21 protein-coding genes and 1 pseudogene are annotated in these 21,905 nt (G+C 63.1%); all 22 read left to right on the top strand.

Going from position 1 to position 21,905, the window contains the following annotated elements:
• Positions 1–399 precede the first annotated feature (399 nt).
• The 22 genes and pseudogenes from RE429_RS27795 (at position 400) to RE429_RS27690 (ending at position 21,470) form a co-directional block, all read left to right on the top strand.
• Positions 400–843, top strand: coding sequence for a transglutaminase-like cysteine peptidase (locus tag RE429_RS27795; RefSeq protein WP_414474944.1), 444 nt, complete (start codon positions 400–402; stop codon positions 841–843).
• 345 nt (positions 844–1,188) lie between these two features.
• Positions 1,189–2,352 carry a LacI family DNA-binding transcriptional regulator gene (locus RE429_RS27790; RefSeq protein WP_414474943.1) on the top strand — a complete coding sequence of 388 codons (1,164 nt, stop codon included), beginning with the start codon at positions 1,189–1,191 and terminating at the stop codon, positions 2,350–2,352.
• A 139-nt stretch (positions 2,353–2,491) separates the two neighbouring features.
• A complete protein-coding gene (locus tag RE429_RS27785; protein WP_414474942.1) occupies positions 2,492–3,373 on the top strand; it encodes a carbohydrate ABC transporter permease in 882 nt (293 codons plus the stop codon).
• The gene (locus RE429_RS27780) at positions 3,363–4,196 is read left to right on the top strand and encodes a carbohydrate ABC transporter permease (RefSeq protein ID WP_414474941.1); all 834 of its coding nucleotides are present in this window, start codon (positions 3,363–3,365) and stop codon (positions 4,194–4,196) included. Before RE429_RS27785 ends, RE429_RS27780 begins: the two co-directional genes overlap by 11 nt.
• A 27-nt stretch (positions 4,197–4,223) precedes the next feature.
• The gene (locus RE429_RS27775) at positions 4,224–5,519 is read left to right on the top strand and encodes an ABC transporter substrate-binding protein (protein WP_414474940.1); all 1,296 of its coding nucleotides are present in this window, start codon (positions 4,224–4,226) and stop codon (positions 5,517–5,519) included.
• Between the two features lie 110 nt (positions 5,520–5,629).
• On the top strand, positions 5,630–7,063 hold the full coding sequence (locus RE429_RS27770) for an FAD-dependent oxidoreductase (protein ID WP_414474939.1): 1,434 nt from the start codon (positions 5,630–5,632) through the stop codon (positions 7,061–7,063).
• A 73-nt stretch (positions 7,064–7,136) separates the two neighbouring features.
• Positions 7,137–7,315 (top strand): annotated as a pseudogene (locus tag RE429_RS27765) (ribulokinase); the annotation flags it as partial.
• Positions 7,316–7,449: 134 nt separating this feature from the next.
• A complete protein-coding gene (locus RE429_RS27760; RefSeq protein ID WP_414474938.1) occupies positions 7,450–8,523 on the top strand; it encodes an ABC transporter ATP-binding protein in 1,074 nt (357 codons plus the stop codon).
• Positions 8,524–8,703: 180 nt separating this feature from the next.
• Complete coding sequence (locus RE429_RS27755; RefSeq protein ID WP_414474937.1) at positions 8,704–9,432, top strand: SDR family oxidoreductase; 729 nt, start codon at positions 8,704–8,706, stop codon at positions 9,430–9,432.
• 686 nt (positions 9,433–10,118) lie between these two features.
• The gene (locus tag RE429_RS27750) at positions 10,119–10,322 is read left to right on the top strand and encodes a hypothetical protein (RefSeq protein ID WP_414474936.1); all 204 of its coding nucleotides are present in this window, start codon (positions 10,119–10,121) and stop codon (positions 10,320–10,322) included.
• A 44-nt stretch (positions 10,323–10,366) separates the two neighbouring features.
• Positions 10,367–11,656, top strand: coding sequence for an urea ABC transporter substrate-binding protein (urtA, locus tag RE429_RS27745; RefSeq protein WP_414474935.1), 1,290 nt, complete (start codon positions 10,367–10,369; stop codon positions 11,654–11,656).
• Between the two features lie 63 nt (positions 11,657–11,719).
• Complete coding sequence (gene urtB / locus RE429_RS27740) at positions 11,720–13,312, top strand: urea ABC transporter permease subunit UrtB (protein ID WP_414474934.1); 1,593 nt, start codon at positions 11,720–11,722, stop codon at positions 13,310–13,312.
• Complete coding sequence (gene urtC / locus RE429_RS27735) at positions 13,309–14,445, top strand: urea ABC transporter permease subunit UrtC (protein WP_414474933.1); 1,137 nt, start codon at positions 13,309–13,311, stop codon at positions 14,443–14,445. The genes urtB and urtC overlap by 4 nt, the downstream gene beginning before the upstream one ends.
• Positions 14,446–14,448: 3 nt before the next feature.
• Complete coding sequence (urtD, locus tag RE429_RS27730) at positions 14,449–15,201, top strand: urea ABC transporter ATP-binding protein UrtD (protein ID WP_414474932.1); 753 nt, start codon at positions 14,449–14,451, stop codon at positions 15,199–15,201.
• A gap of 2 nt (positions 15,202–15,203) precedes the next feature.
• Positions 15,204–15,899, top strand: coding sequence for an urea ABC transporter ATP-binding subunit UrtE (gene urtE, locus RE429_RS27725; RefSeq protein ID WP_414475957.1), 696 nt, complete (start codon positions 15,204–15,206; stop codon positions 15,897–15,899).
• Positions 15,874–16,728 (top strand): urease accessory protein UreD, encoded by an 855-nt coding sequence (locus tag RE429_RS27720; RefSeq protein WP_414474931.1) that lies wholly within the window; start codon positions 15,874–15,876, stop codon positions 16,726–16,728. Before urtE ends, RE429_RS27720 begins: the two co-directional genes overlap by 26 nt.
• 9 nt (positions 16,729–16,737) lie before the next feature.
• Entirely contained in the window at positions 16,738–17,358 is a 621-nt protein-coding gene (locus tag RE429_RS27715) for an urease subunit gamma (protein ID WP_414474930.1), read from the top strand.
• Complete coding sequence (gene ureC / locus RE429_RS27710) at positions 17,358–19,085, top strand: urease subunit alpha (RefSeq protein WP_414474929.1); 1,728 nt, start codon at positions 17,358–17,360, stop codon at positions 19,083–19,085. Before RE429_RS27715 ends, ureC begins: the two co-directional genes overlap by 1 nt.
• Before the next feature lies 1 nt (position 19,086).
• Positions 19,087–19,572 (top strand): urease accessory protein UreE, encoded by a 486-nt coding sequence (locus RE429_RS27705; protein ID WP_414474928.1) that lies wholly within the window; start codon positions 19,087–19,089, stop codon positions 19,570–19,572.
• Positions 19,565–20,266 (top strand): urease accessory protein UreF, encoded by a 702-nt coding sequence (locus RE429_RS27700; protein WP_414474927.1) that lies wholly within the window; start codon positions 19,565–19,567, stop codon positions 20,264–20,266. Before RE429_RS27705 ends, RE429_RS27700 begins: the two co-directional genes overlap by 8 nt.
• Positions 20,263–20,886, top strand: coding sequence for an urease accessory protein UreG (ureG, locus tag RE429_RS27695; RefSeq protein WP_414474926.1), 624 nt, complete (start codon positions 20,263–20,265; stop codon positions 20,884–20,886). Before RE429_RS27700 ends, ureG begins: the two co-directional genes overlap by 4 nt.
• A 14-nt stretch (positions 20,887–20,900) precedes the next feature.
• Entirely contained in the window at positions 20,901–21,470 is a 570-nt protein-coding gene (locus tag RE429_RS27690) for a HupE/UreJ family protein (RefSeq protein WP_414474925.1), read from the top strand.
• The last annotated feature ends 435 nt before the right edge of the window (positions 21,471–21,905 follow it).

Genomic DNA, 21,905 nt, shown 5'->3' with positions numbered 1-21,905 from the left:
AAGCTCCGGTGCGGCCAATCACATTCCGATATGGTACCCCCGTGGTGGTGTGACCGGATCTCAACAGTCTTCCGCTCTCTGATTGCGGGCTCATGAATCCACCTTGCCCTTTGCTTGCCCCCCTGACAGCTTGAAAAGACAAAATCGAAGTGAGCGGGTGCGGATATGAAGCGGGGCCATCTGCGGAGCTTGGTGACCTCAGATATGCGACGAGCGGCTCATCGGGTGACGTGGATGAGCCTTTTTCTTGCCGCCCTTTTTGCCGGTTGGGGCGCTGGACCCGTTTCCGCCGCGCCTCAGTCACTTTTTGCTTCAGTTCGGACAGCCCTCCCGTCAGCCGGTCAGGCGGGTCCGACCCCTGCATGGATAGAGTTCTGCGAACGGCTTCCCGAAGAATGCGTGGTCGATCTCGCCGAACCTGACCTAATCCCGCTCGATCAGCGGACCTGGAACAGGATCCAGCAGATCAACGACGAGGTCAACAAAGCGATCCTCCCTATCACCGATCAGGATCACTGGGGTGTGGCAGACCGCTGGGACTATCCGGACGATGGGCTTGGCGATTGTGAGGACATTCAATTGCTCAAGCGCAAGCTCCTGGTCGATGCAGGTCTGCCGCGGCGAGCCCTGCGGATGACGGTCGTGATGGATGAGGAGGGCGCCGGGCACGCCGTGTTGATGGTTCGCACGGATTACGGAGACTTCATCCTCGACAACAAGAACGACGCCGTTCTGTCCTGGCAGGAGACCGGCTACAGCTATGTGAAACGCGAGGGGACCGACAGCATGGATTGGGTTTGGCTCGGCCATCGGACCGCGCCGGTCGTCACCGCCAACAAGTAGTCTCCAGAATTGATCCCGGCGAAATCTGAAAGCCCATCCGCAGCCGGCAAAGTGCAATCTCGATAATTGCTTCGAACAGGACCATCGAGGCATCGAGCGGCCGGTTCGTCCGATGATGGGGTTCAATGCGATGAACAGCGCTTGTGCCGTACGCGACGGCGTCGAAATGGTTCACGCGATGCGAATGGGGCAGGCGAAGCATGCCCGGCGCGAGCGATTATCGCGTTGTGATCATCTCGAGCGACTCGCCGCATGAGCGAAGGCGCATCGGGCTAAGATCTTTCTGCCGGCGCTCGGAAGCTGCGACAGACCCCACAAGTCCCCGCCATAGGTCTTTAGTGGTAATTGCGTAAAAGAGGGCCTCCTGTTAAACGTTTTACAGTTAAACGTTTAACAGTTCCGGCGATGACCCATCTGAAACGAGCCACGCTGAAGGAAGTCGCGACCCGTGCGGGCGTATCGATCGCCACGGTTTCCAACGTTTTCAGCGGGCGCAAACCGGTGAATGCCGAGTTGCGGACAAGGGTCGAGGAGGCTGCCAAAGAGCTTTCCTATCAAGTCGACCGTGCTGCCTCGCAGTTGCGCTCCGGGCGGGCTCGGGTGGTCGGCGTGCTCGTGCCGGATCTCGACGATACGTTCTTCACATCCCTCATCTCGCACCTTGAGGTGATGGCGCAGGAGGACGGCTACGATGTCATTGTCGCCAGTTCCCGCGATGAGAGAGAGCTCGAAGAATCGCGATTGCAGACGCTGCTGGGATGGCGGCCATCGGGAATCATCGCCGTTCCATGTTCCAACCATGTTCCGACGATCCTTTCCCGTGAAGCCAGCCGGCTCCCGATGGTTCTCGTCGACCGCGTCATCGCGCAATCGGCTGTGGCCGACACCGTTACCATCGATAATTTCGAAGCCGGCCACATCGCCGTCCGTCACTTGCTCGATATGGGCCATACCGAGATCGCACTGGCAGCCTCCCACCTCAGTATTGCGCCGATCCGCGAGCGCATTCGAGGCGCGACGGCTGCAGCCCGCGAGCGTGGCGTCAGGGATCCGATCGCCGTAGAGGTAGGTTCAAATGCTGAACGGGGCGCTAAGGCGTTCGCCGGATGGCTGGAGGAGAATCCGGTTCCATCGGCTGTCCTTGCCCTCACGAACGTGACGACGCTGGCAGTTCTCACAACCCTCGCTAGGCGCTCCATCGAGGTTCCTGAGCAGGTCTCGCTGATCGCATTCGACGATTACCCCTGGATGAGTGCGCGCAAGACCTCTCTCACGGCGATCCGGCAACCCGTCGGCGAGATCGCCGGCGCCGCTTGGAGCCGATTGACGTTGCGAATGAAGGGCAACGAGTCGCCGTCGTTTCCCACCATCCTGCACGCGAGCCTGGAGCAACGCGCCTCCGTGCGCAGGATCGCTCCACCGGCTTCGGATGGCTCAGATAAGGGCATCGCGAAGCCGGGTCGTCGCCCCCGCACCCCAGCAAAGGAGCGTCTGAAGACCACCGCTTAAGGGATCGCGCGGAAAGCGGGTCCGGCTTTCCGCACGATCCGGAGACCGAATACAAGAGCTGACGTCCCAGCAGGGAGGTCGGCACCAGGCGTCACGCATGAATGCGCCGGCAATAACGCGCCCGAACGGGAGGAACATTTTGCAAGCGAAGACCAAGTCCGTTGTCCCGGCAGCGCCCTTTCTGGCGCCGGTGCACATTCTGATCCTCAGCGTTATCGTGATTCCATCGCTGTACGTCGTGTGGCTCAGCCTCAACACGTCGACCTTTGGGCAATCGCCGACATTCGTGGGCTTCGACAATTACGTCCGTACCCTGACCGATCCCGGATTCCTGCACGCCTTGTGGAATACGGTCCTGATCGTGGTCTTCGCCGTCCATCTCGAACTCGCCCTGGGGCTCGCAATGGCGCTCCTGTTCGCCAGCGGGTTGCCGTTCCGGCGCGTCCTTCTGGTGGCGGTTCTCGCTCCCTATGCGGTCAGCGAGGTGATCGCCGTGGCCATGTGGCGCTTCCTGTTCGATCTGGATGTCGGGCCGATCACCATCGCCCTGTCGTCCCTTGGTCTTCCGGTTCTCGACTGGTCCTTCGAGCCGTCGCACGCGCTCGTCATGATCGGCCTGCTGACGATCTGGCTGCATCTGCCCTTCACGTTCATCATCCTCTACGCCGCACGGCTCGCCATCCCGAAGGATCTTTACGAAGCCGCGCGCATCGATGGCGCGACCGCTTACGATGCGTTCCGCCGCGTGACGATGCCGTTGCTCGGTCCGGCGATCGTGGTGGCGCTCCTGTTCCGCTATATCTTCGCCTTCCGCATCTTCTCGGAAGTCTGGCTGATGACCCAGGGCGGGCCCGCGCGGTCGACCGAGGTGGTCGCGGTCTATCTCTATCAGGAAGCCTTCCGCTTCAATTCCTTCGGAACGGCAGCCGCCACCGCCTGGATCATGGTGGTCGCTTCCCTGCTCCTTGCGGCCGGTTACGTGTTCCTTCTTCGCAAGCAGGTGGTCGGCAATGCGCATTGACAAGGTTCTCATCGGGGTCGGAAAAGCCGTGGCCGTCGCCGCGATCCTGGTCTGGTCGCTCTTCCCGATCGCCTTCATCTTCATGTCCGCCTTCAAGCCCGGGCAGGACATCTTCGCTGTGCCGCCGAAGTTGGTATTCACGCCGACCCTGCAGCATTACGGCACGCTTCTGTCCGACTGGGGAACGTTCTTCCAGGGGCTATTCAACAGCACGGTGATCACAGCCGGGGCAACGATCCTGGCTATTGTGGCGAGCACGAGCGCCGGCTACGTCTACTCGCGCTACAGCAGCCGTTTTCTGAATGCCAGCGTACTCTTCCTGATCATCGTGCGTCTGATCCCGCCGATCGTGGTGACGCTGCCGCTCTTTCCGATCATCAACGCCATCGGGCTCAACGACACTCATTTCGTCCTGATCGTCCTCTATGCCACCTTCTTCGTGTCACTTGGCACAGTGCTGATGCGGACTTTCATTGACCAGATCCCCCGGGAACTCGACGAGGCGGCGCAGATCGACGGTGCCACACGGATGGTCACGCTGCGCCGGATCATCGTGCCGCTCGCGGCGCCGGGCATCCTCGCGGTCGCGGTGTTCGTTGTCGTCTTCGCCTGGAATGAGTTCCTGTTCGCGTTCATCTTCACGGCGACCAAGGCGAAGACCGCGCCGCTCGTCATCTCCGAGATGATCGGATCGATCGACGGCGTCGATTGGGGTGTCCTCTTCGCCGCGTCGACAATCCAGCTCATTCCCGTGTTGTTGTTCGTCGTCGTGATGAACCGATACCTCGTGGCCGGCCTTACGGCCGGTGCGACAAAAGGCTAGCCCGAAGAGCTGAAAAGGGAGGAAACCATGTCAGCCAAGTTACCCGAGCACCTTACGAGACGCCATTTCCTGGGCACTGCCATCGGCGGCGCCGCTGTCCTTGCCGCCGGGCGATCCTTCGCGGCGGGAAAAACTCTGAACGTCCTGAGCCACAAGGTTCACCAAACGGTGATTGGCTCGGGTGATGCCGACCTCCTCAAGAATTGGCGCTCGGTCAACGACACCGATATCGTCTGGACGACCTTCGACTCCAATCCGCTTCAGGACCGTCTCTTCCGCGAGGCGAGCCTGGCGTCGACGGAGTTCAATGTCGGCTACATGGTCGACAATCGACCGACCCGTCAGATCGCCGCCATGTTCGAGCCACTCGACGCCTATCTGAAGAAGGAACCGATCGAGGCCTTCGACGACATTGCGCCGGGGCTTGTGCAGGGCATGACCGTCGACGGGAAGCTGATCGGCATTCCGGTTCGCCATGCCACCCAGGGCCTCTTCTACAACGAGGCGCTGCTCGAAGAGCAGGGGATTACGGCGCCGCCGAAGACTCTTGAGGAACTAGTTGAGCAGGCGAGCAAGCTGACCTTCACCTCGAAGAGCGGCACGCGCGTGTCCGGTATGGTCCTGGCAAGCGACCTCGCCGTCTTCCCGGTCATGTTCGCCCGCGCCTTCGGGGGCGATTTCCTGACCGGAAAGTTCGAACTGCTCCCGAACCCGGCGGCCATGGAGAAGGCGCTGACGGTCCTCAAGTCGATGTTTGACTCCGGGGCGCTGCCCCGCAGCTATGCGACGACCAAGAACGATGATCAGGTCACCTGGATCCAGCAAGGCCGCGCGGCCTTCACGGTGTTGCCATTCGCTCGTTCTGCCCAGCTCAACAATCCGGAGCAGAGCAAGTTTCCCGGAAAGATCAAGGCTGTCGAGTTTCCGATTTCGGCAGATCTCAACGGCAAGATTCCGATGGCCTCGGTCGTCGAGTCATGGGGCATGGTCATTCCGGCGAACTCGCGCGACAAGGATTTGTCGTGGAAGTTCATCCAGGAAGTGTCGAGCAGGCGGGCTACGCTCGGCATGGCCAGCAACGGCAACGGCCCGGTTCGAATCTCGACCTACAAGGACGAGGCATTCGCAAGCAAGAATCCTGTAGCGGCCGTGGAGGCCGCGGCCCTCGCGAATGCACGCGGGGCATTCCCGCCGTTCCCCGAGGCTGCCCGCGCCCAAACGATCTTCCTCGAGGAGGTTCAGCTTGCCGTGCTCGGTCGCAAGCCGGTCGCAGAGGCGGTTGCGAGCATCTCGTCGCGTATCAAGCCGCTGCTCCCCGCCTGATCGCTCAATGGGGCCGGACGCGTTGTCGCCCGCCCCCACGCATCCCGGCGTGGCCGCGACCGCGCCCTCGAAGTGACCGCTAAGGTTTTAACCAGAAAGAGACGAAACCAATGACGACCCCGACAGCCCGCTCCATCCCGGAGCCCGCCCGCACGACTCCCATTCTCGCCGAATACGACGTACTCGTCGTCGGCGGTGGACCGGCCGGGCTTACCTCGGCCCTCGCCGCCGCCGAAGACGGCCTGCGGGTGGGCCTGATCGAGAGCCGCAGCTTCGTCGGCGGCAACATGACGATCGGCCTGCCGGTCCTGGGCTTCCTCGGCCAGAAAGGCAACCAGATCATCGAGGGACTTCCGCAAAAGTTCATCGATCGCCTGAAGGCCCGCGACGGCGCGAGCGAGCACCGGCCTTGCCCGTTGCATATGGGCATCACCCTCGTCGAGCCGGAGGCGGTCAAGACCGTCGCGCTCGAGATGTTGACCGAGGCCGGCGTCGACGTGAGATTCTATACGTTCTGCGCCGGCGTGGTGATGGACGGCAGCCGGATCACCGGCGTGATCACCGAGAGCAAGAGCGGCCGCGGCGCCATCATGGCTAAGGTCGTGATCGATTGCACAGGCGACGCCGACGTGGCCTACCGTGCGGGCGTGCCCTGCGAGAAGGGCAACGAGAACGGCGGAATGCAGCCTCCGACCCTGATGTTCTGCCTGGCGGGTGTCGACACCGAGAAGCTCCGCATGAGCATCGCCGATCAACCTAAGGGCGCCCGCACGTATCTCACCGATTTCATCCCTGCTGAGTATTTCGGCCAGAATCACCAATTCATCATCGTCGGCCTGCGCGAGCTCATCGCGAAAGCGCAGACGGAGATGGGTCTCAAGATCCCCAACGAGCGCACCATCATTATCACGGGCCTACGCGAGGGCGAGGTCTGGATCAACATGACCCGTGTGAAGGGGGTCGACGGGACGAGTGCCGAGAGTCTGACGATGGGCGAGATCGAGGGTCGGCGGCAGATCGACGACATCGTCACCTATCTCGTGAATTACGTTCCAGGATTCGAGAAGGCGCGCTTCACGAAGACGGCGCCCTTCATCGGCATTCGCGAGACCCGGCGGATCCTCGGTCAGTACGTCATGACGCAGGAGGACGTGCTGGGTTGCCGGCACTTCGATGACGCCATCGCGGTTGCGAGCTATCCTATCGACATCCATCGCCCGGCGGATGACGGCTGCACGCTGATCTGGTGTGGCGATTGCTACGACATCCCCTACCGCTCCCTGGTCCCGGTCAAGGTCGACAATCTGATCGTTGCCGGTCGCAGCATCTCCGCGACGCACGAGGCCATGGGGGCCATCCGTGTCATGGCGACGTGCATGGCCATGGGCGAGGCCGCAGGCCGAGCTGCCAAGATTTCCGTGAGAGGCAACAGGAGCCCGGCCGACATCGATGTCGAGGAGCTGCGGCGCCAGCAGCGCGAACACGGCGTGTACCTGCGCAGCAAGGAAGAACAGGGCAGCGAGGCGGTCCTCGAGCAGGCTTGAACCTCAGTGGCCAAGTCCCTCATTGGCCTCGGCGCGGACACCGGGAGTGCCCGCGCCGGCATCCTCGACCGCCGCGCGCCTGACGGCCGAGGACATCGCCGGAATCGGACTCGATGCGACCTGCTCCCCGGTCGTCCTGGGGCCAGGAGGCGAGCCGCTGCCCGTCGGCCGGTCACAGCATCCTTGGCGTATGGGGGCGGCCGGATCTCGCCCGAGATGGAAACGCAAAATCGTCTCTGGCTCAAGGAGAACCTATGGGCGACCAGCGGTACGAGCCTGTCACAGGGGAGATCGCAGCCTTGCAAGGGGTGTCGCCTCCGCGCGTTCGAGGCCCTTCAGGCAACAGCCTTGACGCTGTGAGAACATCATAAGGATTGGGAGGAAGCATGGCCGGTCTCCGTCTGGTCGGGCTCAGAAAGAGCTTCGGAAACGTCAACATCATCAAAGGAGTCGACATCGATATCAAGGATGGCGAGTTCGTCGTGTTCGTCGGACCGTCAGGTTGCGGCAAGTCAACGCTCCTGCGGATGATCGCGGGTCTGGAAGAGATTTCCGGGGGCGAACTCTACATCGGCGATCGGCTCTGCAACGATGTTGAGCCGCGCGACCGGGGAATCGCCATGGTGTTCCAGTCCTACGCGCTCTATCCGCATATGACCGTATACGAGAACATGGGTTTCGGCCTGTCGCTGAGCAAGACACCCAAGCCCGAGCTGGATCGGCGGGTTCGAGAAGCGGCCCGCATTCTGAAGATGGAGCATCTGCTCGACCGCAAGCCTAGCCAGTTGTCCGGGGGACAGCGGCAGCGCGTGGCCATCGGGCGGGCGATCGTCAGGAAGCCGGGGGTCTTTCTCTTCGACGAGCCGCTCTCGAACCTCGATGCGGCGCTTCGCGTGGACATGCGCATGGAGCTGGCGAAGCTGCATCGCGAGCTGGGCGCCACGATGATCTACGTTACCCATGATCAGGTCGAGGCGATGACGCTCGCGGACAAGATCGTGGTTCTCGAGGGCGGCGTGGTGCAGCAGATCGGCTCCCCGATCGCGCTCTACAAGAATCCAGTCAATCAGTTCGTCGCGGGCTTCATCGGCTCGCCGAAGATGAACTTTCTCACCACGCGGGTCCTCGGCGTCAGCGGCGACGCCATCACGGTCGGATCGGACGCGATCTCACCCATCACGGTCAGGAGCCGGGGATTCTCAGTGGGCCAGAACGTTGTGTTGGGTGTGAGGCCTCAGTACCTCGCGCGCGGCACCGCGAGAGCGGACGAGGGGCGTGTCACAGGCACGGTTTCCCTGGTCGAGCGGCTTGGTACGGAGACGATCGTCAGCTTCGAAACCCCATCGAGCGAACGGGTGGTCGCCGTGGTTCCCAGAGACATCGAGATCCCCTACGGCGACGCCGTCGAGTTTTCATTCGATCCGGCTCTCGCTCACGTCTATCCGGACACCAAAGGTTGATCCTTGTTGTCGTTCGTCGGCACCCGGGCGGGCAGGGGCGTGCATCGTGGGGTCGTGGGAGCCGGTACTCGGTGACATCCCCCGTCTCGCGCGAACGGTGCGCCGGTGAATGAAGTGAAAGAACATAGTGCTCGGCCGCACAAGCCGGGCGAGTTTCGTCAATAGAATTAAGGAAAAGCCATGAGCCGAAAACTGTCTGGAAAAGTCGCGGCGATCACCGGAGCGGCGTCCGGCATCGGCCTCGAATGCGCCCGGATCCTGCTGTCCGAGGGCGCTCGGGTGGTCCTGGTCGACCGGGACGAAGCGGCCCTGCAAGCGGTCGGCGCGGAGCTCGGGCCGCAGGCCATTCCCCTGCGGGTCGACGTGACCGATCCGGCCAGCGTCGCGCGCATGATGCCCCAGATCCTCGACCGCACGGGCCAGCTCGACATCTTCCACGCCAATGCCGGCTCCTATATCGGCGGCGAGATCCTGAAGGGCGATCCCGATGCCTGGGACCGCATGCTCCATCTCAACATCAACGCCGTGTTCCGCTGCGTGCATGCGGTGCTGCCCCACATGGTGGAGCGCAGGACCGGCGACATCATCGTGACGAGTTCCATCGCGGGCCTCGTCCCGGTCGTGTGGGAGCCGATCTACACCGCCTCCAAGCACGCCGTGCAGGCCTTCGTGCACACGGTCCGGCGGCAGGTCGCTCCGCACGGACTGCGCGTCGGAGCGGTCGCTCCCGGCCCCGTGGTGACGGCCCTCATCAAGGATTGGCCGAAGGAGAAGCTCGACGCCGAACTGGCGGCCGGCGGCCTGATGCAGCCCGTCGAGGTGGCCGAGGCCGTCCTGTTCATGCTCACGAGGCCCAGGACCGTGACCATCCGCGATCTCGTCATCCTGCCGCAAAGCAACGATCTCTAGCGCATCGTTTCTGCGACAAACCGGATCCACTTTTTCGCACGATGCGCCAGGCGCAACCACGGCAGGGTGCCGAAGCAATCGGCCGTGGGACTTTTGTCACCGGATGGCATCGGCCAACAGCGCATAGCGCACCGTGACCGTGCTCAGCGAACGGTAGAACTTGATCAGATTGTTCCAGTTTCGTCTGCCGCCAGATCTGCCGATAGAGCCCGCGCCATCGCGCCGTCAGACCTCCGCCTTCATCCGGATCAGGATCCGACCAAGGCATTGCTCGCTCTCCGTATCGGCGTGACGGACCTTGAACCGGTTTGTGCAGGCACAAGCGCATAGTGGGGCGGAGCACCGCGTCGTCAATGGCTTCGGCATCGCCGAAGTCGTTCTTGGAGCTTTTGCGCAACGACTTCACGAACTGCGCCGGGATGTGGCTTTCACATCGGGCCAAGGGCCAGCAATTCACGACTGAGATGATGGCTCCCCCACAGCCGTCCAGGCCGGCCAGACAGGAGGGCATGTGGGCGAGCCGCGCCTCAACTTGCCCGCGCGAGAGCTTCCGGTGCGGGACGATGACACCTCGGGCATCGAGCCCGATCAAGTGGAAGCAGTTCTTGTCGATGTCGATGCCAGGCGTCGAAACGTGCTGAAGCGGAGCTGTAGGCATGGCTCGGATCCCCGTGCGGGCGCCCCTTATGAAGGATGCGCCGGTCGGCACGGCCGGTTCATCCCATGAGCTGACGCTTCTCCGCAAAGAATGCAACAGTGCTGCGCTCGCCTTCAATTTCATCTTTCGCCGCTTTTCTGAGCAGATCCATTTTTGCCGTTGCGCCCCTTCGGCCTTTCTTCCGCGATGGGGCCCTTATGCCGACGGCCTTGGCACGGTTTTTGCTCCGTGAGCCCATGTTGCACCTGAAACAGGGCAGGCAAGGGAGAAGGACCTATGTCGATTTTGAATACGACGCGTAGAACTCTGCTGGCGCTCACGGCGGCAGCATCGGTCTCCGGCGCCACGACGGGAGCCGCAAGGGCGGAGGAAACGATCAAGGTCGGGATTCTCCATTCGCTGTCGGGCACCATGGCGATCAGCGAGACCACCCTGAAGGATGCCATGCTGATGCTCGTCGACGAGCAGAACAAGAAGGGCGGTCTGCTGGGCAAGAAGCTCGAAGCCGTTGTGGTCGATCCGGCTTCCAACTGGCCGCTCTTTGCCGAAAAGGCGCGCGAGCTGATCAGCAAGGACAAGGTCGCGGCTGTGTTCGGGTGCTGGACATCCGTGTCGCGCAAGTCCGTGCTTCCGGTGTTCAAGGAACTGAACGGCATCCTGTTCTACCCCGTCCAATACGAGGGCGAGGAGAGCGAGCGGAACGTGTTCTACACAGGCGCCGCCCCTAACCAGCAGGCCATTCCGGCCGTCGACTACCTGGCCAAGGAAGAGAAGGTCGAGCGCTGGATTCTCGCCGGCACGGATTACGTCTATCCGCGCACGACCAACAAGATCCTCGAAGCCTATCTGAAGTCCAAGGGCGTGAAGTCCGAGGACATCATGATCAACTACACACCCTTCGGACATGCCGACTGGCAGACCATCGTGGCCGACATCAAGAAATTCGGTTCCGCCGGCAGGAAGACGGCGGTCGTCTCGACGATCAACGGCGATGCCAACGTGCCCTTCTATAAGGAACTCGCGAACCAGGGCGTGAAGGCCACGGACATTCCGGTTGTGGCCTTCTCGGTGGGTGAAGAGGAGCTTGCCGGCATCGACACGAAGCCTCTCGTCGGCCACCTGGCCGCCTGGAACTATTTCCAGTCTGTCGATACGCCCGACAACAAGGCTTTCATCGAGAAGTGGAAGGCCTTCACCAAGAACGACAAGCGCGTCACCAACGATCCGATGGAAGCGCATGTGATCGGCTTCACTATGTGGGTCAAGGCGGTCGAGAAGGCCGGTACGACGGATCCGGACAAGGTGGTCGACTCCATCGTCGGCGTGCAGGTCCCGAACCTCACCGGCGGTGTGTCCGAGATGCTGCCGAACCACCACATCACGAAGCCGGTGCTCATCGGCGAGATCAAGGAGGATGGCCAGTTCGAGACCGTGTCGCAAACCGATGCTCTCGTTCCGGGCGATGCCTGGTCCAAGTTTCTCGACGGCTCGAAGGACCTGATTGCCGACTGGAAGACCCTCAAGTGCGGCAATTACAACACCGTTACCAAGAAGTGCGGCGCCTGAACGATTGCTCCATGAGGGCAGCCGCAGCGGCTGCCCTCGATCGCTCTCGATTTGACGTTCCTCATGATCATTTTGCGCAACATTCTCTGGATTATCGTCCTGCTGACAGGCATGAGCGCGGGCGCAATGGCCGGGCCTTACGAGGACGCGTTGCCGAAGTTCGCCGGCGACAGTTACGCAGACACGGAAGCAGCCATCGCGGCTGTCGCGAGCAGCGGTCATCCCTTGTCTCTTCAGGTCGTCGAGGCATTGAGAGACGGTCGGCTTCTCGTGGGGGCCGGGCGGGTTGTCATCCGCGATGGATCCGGCGCCCATGTCGATGCCGCGACGGGGCAGATATCGGGTGCGAGTGCGGGCAGCCTCAAGCCGGTCCGGATCAACAACCGGGTTCGCCGCGCCGTTGAGGCCGCGCTCGGGAACCTGACGCTCCTCAGCACTCATGCCGGGACGCGACTCGAAGCGGCACGGGCGGTTTTCCGCTCCCGCGATGCTTCTGCCCTCCCGGCGCTCGACAAGGCGATGGCGCAGGAGACTTCACCAGACGTGAGGGAGGCTCTCCAGACGGCGCGGGCGGCCATTCTCCTGAACAAGGCCGATGCATCGGCCGCCGATCGCCTCGGCGCCGTTGCCATCTTGAAAGAGCGCGGGGATCAGGAGGCGCTCGCTCTCCTGTCCAGCTTGCCGCCGGGAATCCGGTCGGACGTCGCAGCGGAGGCGACACGGGCCGTGGAGAGTATCCGTACGCGGCTCGAACTCTGGAATGCCGTTCAGAACATCTGGTACGGGATCTCCCTCGGGTCGGTGCTGCTGCTCGCCGCCATCGGTCTTGCCATCACGTTCGGCACGATGGGCGTCATCAACATGGCCCATGGCGAGATGGTCATGCTCGGAGCCTACACGACGTTCGTGGTGCAGGAGATCATTCGCACCCATGCGCCCGGCCTGTTCGAGGCTTCGCTTTTCATCGCGCTGCCGCTCGCGTTCCTGGTTGCAGGCGCGGTCGGCATTCTGATCGAGCGCTTCGTCATCCGCTTCCTATATGGGCGGTCCCTGGAAACCCTATTGGCGACGTGGGGCCTGTCCCTCATCCTACAGCAGGCCGTTCGCACGCTGTTCGGGCCGTCGAACCGCGAGGTGGGAGCCCCTGCCTGGATGAGCGGGGCGCTGGAGATGGGCGGCTTAAGTCTTACCTACAACCGTATCGCCATCGTGGTCTTCGCCATCTTAGTCTTCGCCGTCCTGCAGCTCGTTCTGCGATATACCTCCCTGGGACTCCATGTGCGTGCCGTCACGCAGAACCGGCGCATGGCGGGATCGATGGGCATCAAGACCAGCCGCATCGACGCTCTGGCCTTCGGCCTCGGATCGGGCGTCGCGGGCATTGCCGGGGTCGCACTCTCCCAGATCGACAATGTCAGCCCCAATCTCGGGCAGGGCTACATCATCGACAGCTTCATGGTGGTCGTGTTCGGCGGCGTCGGCAACCTTTGGGGCACGCTCGTCGGCGCGATGACACTGGGCATCGCGAACAAGCTCCTCGAGCCGTATGCGGGCGCGGTGCTCGGCAAGATCATCCTTCTCGTCGGCATCATCCTTTTCATCCAACGCCGTCCGCGCGGGCTCTTCGCGCTGAAAGGAAGAGCGGTCGAAGCATGAAGACACAAATCCTGCCTGATCGGCAAAGCATCGTCGTCCTGCCGCTCCTTGCCACCGCCGCCGTCCTGGTGCCTGTCATGAACGGACTGGCGGCTCCCGGATCGGCCCTGCATCTGTCGGACCATCTGGTGCCTCTGCTCGGCAAATACGCGTGCTTTGCCCTGCTGGCGCTGTCGGTCGATCTGATCTGGGGCTTCTGCGGCATTCTCTCCCTCGGGCATGGAGCCTTCTTCGCTCTCGGAGGCTATGCCATGGGCATGTACCTCATGCGCCAGATCGGTCCGCGTGGGGTCTATGCCGACCCGATCCTCCCCGATTTCATGGTGTTCCTGAACTGGAAGGAGCTTCCGTGGTTCTGGCACGGCTTCGACTGGTTCCCGTTCGCGGCTCTCATGGTGCTCATCGTCCCGGGCGCTCTCGCGTTCATCTTCGGCTGGTTCGCCTTCCGCTCCCGCGTGACCGGCGTCTATCTCTCCATCATCACACAAGCCATGACCTTTGCCCTGATGCTGGCGTTCTTTCGCAATGACATGGGCTTCGGCGGCAATAACGGACTGACCGACTTCAAGGATATCCTGGGGTTTCCGCTTCAATCGGCTTCGACCCGCATCGTCCTGTTCGTGCTCTCGGTGGCGGCGCTGGCCTGCGGCTATCTGCTGTGTCGATGGGTCGTGAACTCGAAATTCGGCAAGGTGCTCTTGGCCATGCGGGATGCCGAAAGCCGTACGAGATTTCTTGGTTATCGGGTCGAGCACTACAAGCTCGCCGTGTTCACGCTCTCGGCCATGCTGGCAGGCATCGCCGGTGCGCTTTACGTGCCGCAGGTCGGGATCATCAATCCGGGCGAGTTCGCCCCCGCCAATTCCATCGAGATCGTGATCTGGGTGGCCGTCGGCGGACGCGGGACGCTCGCCGGAGCCATTCTCGGCGCACTGCTGGTCAATGCCGGCAAGACCTGGTTCACGGGTGCCCTGCCGGAGCTCTGGCTCTTTGCTCTCGGGGGCCTTTTCGTCTTCGTGACGCTCTTCATGCCCCGCGGGATCCTTGGGGCTGCCGGGGATATCGGGAAGCAGGTGAGCCGATGGCTCGCCTCCCGCCGGCCTCCCCCGCCACTCTCCCAGGCGGCGGAGTGAGCCATGACGGCACCCATGACCCCGGCGCTTCTCTATCTCGACAACGTCACGGTCTCGTTCGACGGTTTTCGAGCCCTGAATGCGCTCTCGCTGGCCGTCGATCATGCGGAGATGCGCGCCATCATCGGCCCGAACGGGGCCGGCAAGACCACCATGATGGACGTGATCACCGGCAAGACGAAGCCCAACGAGGGAAGAGCCCTGTTCGAGGGATCTCACGATCTGACTTCCCTCGATGAGGCAGCCATCGCGGAACTCGGCATCGGCCGGAAATTACAGACGCCGACCGTGTTCGAGAGGCACAGCGTGGAGGACAATCTGCTGCTGGCTCTCAAGGAGAAGCGTGGCCCCTTCGCCACCTTGCTGTCGCACCGCACGGCGCAGGAGCGCGAGAGGATCGATTCTCTTCTGGAACGCGTGCGCCTCACGCACCATCGCCATCGCAGGGCCGGGGAATTGTCCCATGGTCAGAAGCAATGGCTGGAGATCGGCATGCTGCTGGCGCAACAGCCCAAGCTCCTTTTGATCGACGAGCCGGTGGCCGGAATGACCGATCAGGAAACGGCCGACACGGCCGACCTCCTGCGCGATATCGCCAGGACTCAGGCCGTGGTCGTGGTGGAGCACGATATGACTTTCGTACGGGATCTCGGCGTGAAGGTCACATGCCTGCATGAGGGTTCGGTTTTGGCCGAAGGGTCTTTGGATGCAGTGAGCGCCACCGAGCGCGTGATCGAGGTTTACCTGGGCCGATGACGATGCTCACAGTCGAAAACCTGTCTTTGCACTATGGCGGGGCTCAGGCCTTGCACGGCGTTTCCTTGACGGCTTCCGTCGGGGAGGTGACCTGCGTTCTCGGCCGCAACGGCGGGGGCAAGACATCGCTGCTGCGCGCCGTCACAGGCCAGAAGTCGATTTCCGGCGGCGCGATCCGCTTCGAGGGACAGGACATCTCACGCCTGAAACCGTTCGAGCGCGCAAGCCGCGGGATCGCGTATGTCCCGCAGGGGAGGGAGATCTTTCCCCTCCTCACGGTGCGGGAAAACCTGGAGACCGGCTTTGCACCGCTCAGGCGCGGCGCGAAGACGATACCGGAAGAGGTCTTCGAACTCTTTCCGGTTCTCAAGCCCATGCTGGGGCGGCGCGGGGGCGACCTGTCAGGCGGTCAGCAGCAGCAGCTCGCCATTGGGCGCGCACTGGTGATGCGCCCCCGTCTTCTCGTGCTCGACGAGCCTACCGAAGGCATCCAGCCCTCGATCATCAAGGATATCGGGCGCGCCATCCGCTACCTGCGCGAGCGGAAGGACATGGCTGTCCTGCTCGTCGAGCAGTATTTCGATTTCGCCCGCGAGCTTGCGGATCAGTTCGTGGTTATGGAGCGGGGCGAGATCGTCCAGCAGGGCGGCCGTGCGGCACTCGAGGGCGACGATGTACGTCAACGCTTGGCCATTTGATGGCGTGTCCCGGGCCGGCAACCGCCAGCGGCAGCGCGCCGATGGACGGGTGGCGTTCAGCGCCGCGCTGCTGGGCGGGCGCACCCGACCGATGCGCATTCAGGAAAGCGGCTCCATGAGGATCAGGTTGCCGAAGGTGCCTGGCCCCGGCATCGAGACCGTTCTCGTCAACACGGCCGGCGGCATCGCCTGCGGAGATCGCTTCGCCGTGGCAATCGAGGCGCAGGGGGGAGCTGCGGTGACGGTCGCAACGGCAGCCGCCGAGAAGGTCTATCGCTCCGATGGTCCGGTCGCAGAGCTGTCCGTCAGTCTCTCGGCGGGCGCGGGCTCGCACCTGGAATGGCTTCCGCAGGAAACCATCCTGTTCGATCGGGCCCGGCTCGCCCGGCGCCTGGAGGCCGACATGGCGGGGGATGCGCACCTGACCCTGTTCGAAGCCGTCGTCTTCGGCCGCGAGGCGCATGCGGAGCGGATCGCGAACGGCTTCTTCGAAGATCGCTGGCGCATTCGGCGGGACGGTCGTGTGGTTTACGCCGATACGCTGCGGCTCGACGGTCCGATTGCCGATTTGCTGCAGAAGCCGAGCGTGGCAAAGGGGGCTCGCGCCTTGGCGACGCTGATCCATCTCGCGCCGGACGCCGAGGCGCGCCTCGAGGCCGCGCGCGACATTCTCTCCTCCGGCCATGGCTGCGATACCGCCGCGAGTGCCTGGAACGGCATTCTCGCCGTGCGATTCTGCGCCGGGACGGTGGAGGCTCTGCGCGTCTCCGTCTGCCCGTTCCTTCTCGCCTTTCGCGGCGGACCCTTGCCGCGCGTCTGGCTCAGCTAGGGTTGAAAGATGCAACTCACACCCCGTGAAAAAGACAAGCTCCTGATCGCCATGGCCGCCATGGTGGCCCGGCGCCGCCTGGAGCGCGGCGTGAAGCTCAACCATCCGGAGGCCATTGCCCTCATTACCGACACGGTGGTGGAGGGTGCGCGCGATGGCCGCTCCGTCTCCGAGCTGATGGAGGCGGGCGCGCATGTGCTCACCGCCGATCAGGTCATGGAAGGCGTGGCCGAGATGATCCACGACATCCAGGTCGAGGCCACTTTTCCGGACGGAACCAAGCTGGTCACGGTCCATCGCCCGATCAGGGGCGCGGCCTCCACGGACATTCCGGGCGACGTCGTGACGCCGGACGGCGAGATCGTCTTCAACGAAGGCGTGGAGCGTATCGTGCTGAGTGTCGCCAACACGGGAGACAGGCCGATCCAGGTCGGCAGCCATTATCATTTCTTCGAGACCAATCCGGCGTTGGCCTTCGACCGCGAAAAGGCACGTGGCATGCGCCTCGACATCGCGCCCGGCACCGCGGTGCGGTTCGAGCCCGGGTCCACCCGCGAAGTCGTGCTGGTGCCGCTCTCCGGCAAGCGCGAGGTCTATGGGTTCCGCCAAGGCGTGATGGGGGCGCTCTGATGTCGAATGCGAGAAAGCCGGCCTCTCTTCCCCGCGCGGCCTATGCGGACATGTTCGGCCCGACCAGGGGCGATCGGATCCGGCTCGCGGACACCTCGCTCGTGATCGAGGTCGAAAAGGATTTCACCACCTACGGCGAGGAGGTGAAATTCGGCGGCGGCAAGGTGATCCGCGACGGAATGGGGCAGGGGCAGGCGACCCGGGCCGACGGCGCGGTCGACACGGTCGTCACCAACGCGGTCATTCTCGACCACTGGGGTATCGTAAAGGCCGATATCGGCATCAGGGGCGGCCGGATCGCGGCCATCGGCAAGGCCGGCAATCCGGATGTGCAGCCGAACGTCGATATCGTCATCGGCCCCGGCACGGAGATCATCGCGGGCGAAGGCAAGATCATCACGGCCGGCGGTTTCGACTCGCATATTCACTTCATCTGCCCACAGCAGATCGAAGAGGCGTTGATGTCGGGCATCACGACGATGCTCGGCGGCGGCACCGGTCCCGCCACGGGCACCTTCGCCACCACCTGCACGCCCGGCCCCTGGCACATCGCCCGGATGATCGAGGCGGCTGATGCCTTTCCCATGAACCTGGCCTTCACGGGCAAGGGCAATGCGTCGAAGCCGGGCGCCCTGGAGGAGATGATTCGGGCAGGAGCCTGCGCTTTGAAACTGCACGAGGATTGGGGCACCACGCCCGCCGCAATCGATTGCTGCCTTTCAGTCGCGGATGCCTATGACGTGCAGGTGATGATCCACACGGACACCCTCAACGAGTCGGGCTTCGTCGAGGACACGATTGCGGCCTTCAGGGGACGTACGATCCACGCTTTCCACACGGAAGGAGCGGGCGGCGGGCACGCACCGGACATCATCAAGGTGGCGGGACTTCCCAATGTCCTGCCGTCCTCCACCAATCCGACGCGGCCCTATACGGTGAACACCATCGACGAGCATCTCGACATGCTCATGGTCTGCCACCATCTCGACCCGTCGATTCCGGAGGATCTCGCCTTCGCGGAAAGCCGCATCCGCAAGGAGACCATCGCTGCGGAGGATATCCTTCACGACATCGGTGCGCTCTCGATGATGTCCTCGGACAGCCAGGCGATGGGCCGCGTCGGCGAGGTCGTCATCCGCACGTGGCAGACGGCGCACAAGATGAAGGTCCAGCGCGGGCCGCTTCCCGGCGAGACTGGAGACAACGACAATCTCCGCGCCCGCCGCTATGTGGCGAAATACACGATCAACCCCGCCATCGCTCATGGCGTAGCGAAGCATGTCGGCTCGGTCGAGATCGGAAAGCTCGCGGATCTCGTCGTCTGGACACCGGCCTTTTTCGGGGTGAAGCCCGATCTCGTGCTCAAGGGGGGCGCCATCGCGGCGGCCCTCATGGGTGACCCGAACGCCTCGATCCCGACGCCGCAGCCGGTGCATTACCGTCCCATGTTCGGAGCCTATGGCAGGGCGCTGGCATCGACCTCGCTCACCTTCGTGTCGAAGGCGGCCGTCGAGAACGGGCTTGCCGCAAAGCTGGGCGTTCAGAAGCAACTCGTCGCCGTCGAGAATGTCCGCGGCGGCATCGGCAAGAAGGACATGGTGCTCAACGACGCGACGCCGCTCATCGAAGTCGATCCCGAAACCTACGATGTCCGCGCCGACGGTGAATTGCTGGTTTGCGAACCGGCCACGATCCTACCCATGGCTCAACGCTATTTCCTGTTCTGACATGATTCACGCCACATCCATCATCCGCCGCGAAGCCGTCGACGAGGATCGCATCGTCGACATCATCACCCTTGATCACGGCGACCGCCACCGGCGGCGTATCGTGCTCCATGCCGATGGCGGTACCGCGTTCCTGCTCGATCTCGGCAAGGCCGATGTCCTGGAAGACGGCGATGCGATCCGGCTCGACAGCGGCTGGCTCGTACGGGTCCGGGCCGCGCCTGAGAGACTGATCGCGGTCAGGACTGACGATCCCCTCGATCTGCCGACTCTCGCCTGGCACATCGGCAACCGCCACGTGCCCGCCGAGATCGCGCGCGACGCGATCTACATCGCCTATGACCACGTTCTGCTTGACATGCTGCAGGGACTGGGGGCGACGACCGAAATCGTAGAGCGTCCATTCCGTCCCGTGCGAGGGGCCTATCACCATCATGAGCATGGCAGGGACCCGCACCATCATTCCCATGGAGACGGCCATGGATGAGGCTCGCAGGGGGGCGATTTCGGCGGGAGAGGAGCAGGCTATCCTGCCCCTCTTCGCCTGGCTGTCACCGTCCTATCCGGTCGGCTGCTATGCCTATTCACACACGCTTGAATGGGCTGTCGAGGCCGGGGATGTGACGGATGAGAAGACCCTCGTCGCCTGGCTGACCGAGATGCTGACGCTCGGTTTCGGCCGCAACGACGTGATCCTGCTGAGCCATGCCCACAGGACGGCCGAACGGGGGGATGCCCAGGCTCTCGGGGCCGTCAACCAGCTGGCGCTGGCGCTCTCCCCGTCCGCCGAGCTGTATCTCGAGACGAGCCAGCAGGGACGAAGCTTTCTGGACGCGACTCTCGCCGCATGGCCCTCGCCGCGATTGATAACTCTCGAAGGCGCGGTGGCTTATCCGGTCGCCATCGGCATGACGGCGGCGGCACACGGCGTCCCTTCGGCGATGACGTCGGACGCCTATCTCTTCGGGCTTGTCCAGACGCTCGTCTCCGCCGCCATTCGGCTGGCTCCGATCGGTCAGACCGCAGGCATTCGCGTCTGTGCGGCCTTGGCGGCGACCGTACGGGCCGTTGTCCAGGAAGCCATCGGCCTGTCGCTCGACGATGTCGGCGGCTCGACCTTCCGGGCGGATCTGGGCTCCTTCCATCACGAAAACCAATACACGAGGCTTTTCCGCTCATGACATCCCATACTGGACCTCTTCGCGTCGGCATCGGCGGACCGGTCGGCTCCGGCAAGACGGCACTGATGGAAGCGCTCTGCAAGATCTTCCGCGAACGCTACGACATCTGCGCGATCACAAACGACATCTACACGAAGGAGGATGCGCGCCTCCTGACGGTGGCGGGCGCGCTTCCGGTGGAGCGCATCATGGGCGTCGAGACGGGCGGATGCCCGCACACGGCAATCCGTGAGGATGCGTCCATCAATCTGGCGGCAATCGCTACCATGCGCAGCCGGTTTCCCCACCTCGACATCGTGCTGGTGGAATCGGGCGGCGACAATCTGTCCGCGACGTTCTCACCGGAGCTTGCCGATCTGACGATCTATGTCATCGACGTGGCGGGCGGCGAGAAGATCCCACGCAAAGGCGGCCCCGGTATTACCCGATCGGATCTCCTGGTGATCAATAAAATCGACCTCGCGCCTCATGTGGGCGCGGATCTCGGCATCATGGAAGAGGACACGAAGCGCATGCGCGGCCGGCGTCCCTACGTCTTCAGCAACATTCGCGGCGGCATCGGCGTGGATGCGATCGCAACATTCATCGAACAGGCCGGCGGCTTGACCGCGGCCGCGTGACAGGAGCAGTCCCCATGACATTGAAACGCTCTCTTCCGGCCCTTCCTTTGATGCTGGCCGGCATGCCTGCCGCGGCACACACGGGGCTCAACGAGGCTCCAGGGTTCGGCGCCGGCTTCCTGCACCCTCTCGGCGGGCTCGATCACGTCTTGGCCATGCTGGCCGTCGGCCTCTTCGCCGCTCTGCTCGGTGGGCGCGCTCTCTGGGCTGTTCCGGCGAGTTTCATCTCCATGATGCTCGTTGGCGGAGCCATGGGCCTTATGGGGACGCAAATCCCTCCCGCCGAGGTTGGCGTGGCCGCTTCGGTCGTTGTGCTCGGTGCAATGCTGGCCGTGGGCAACCGCTGCCTCATCTCCGTCGCGATGATATTGACCGGAATGTTTGCCGTTTTCCACGGCTACGTCCATGGAGTGGAAATGCCGACGGGAGCCGCAGCAGCCTTGTACTGCCTTGGCTTTGCCTCTGCGTCGGCCCTCCTGCACGGAGCGGGCCTCGCAACAGGCCTCGTTCTCGGCCATCGCCAGATGATCCGCGTGGCGGGCGCGCTGATGAGCGTTGCAGGTTTTATTCTCGCGCTCAGCTAAGGATGCTGAGATCGCGGGCACGAGCCATTTCGTGCCCGGTCCTTACAATCGACGTGCTTGGTCCCGGAAGCCCCGATGCGGAGGATCTACCCTATGGAGGAGGGTCTGCTTTCGGCACGGGCTGCCGTTAGCCCAAATTCCGCGCTGGCGCCGTGAGCCGACCTTCATGGACCAGGACTCAATGGCTCAGGTTACCCCGTTCTGCTCCTTGCGCAGAACATTGATAATCTTCCGACGCATCTTGCATTCCGCATTCAGCTTCGTCGTTTCATGAGCACTGTTCAGGTTCTTCAAGTTATCATGTATCAGGCAGAGGCGATGCTGGGACCTTCGCCAGCTATATGACGAGCAGATGCCTGCTGCTTGGGTCTTTCGGCTTGCATGACCCTCAACGGCGAGGCGGAACATTTCATCATAGAGCCGACGAGGTATTGA

It is taken from the genome of Microvirga sp. M2, from assembly GCF_047497095.1.
Taxonomy (GTDB): Bacteria; Pseudomonadota; Alphaproteobacteria; order Rhizobiales; family Beijerinckiaceae; genus Microvirga.
Note: the sequence above shows the minus strand (reverse complement) of the source record. Positions and strands in the feature narration are given on the sequence as shown.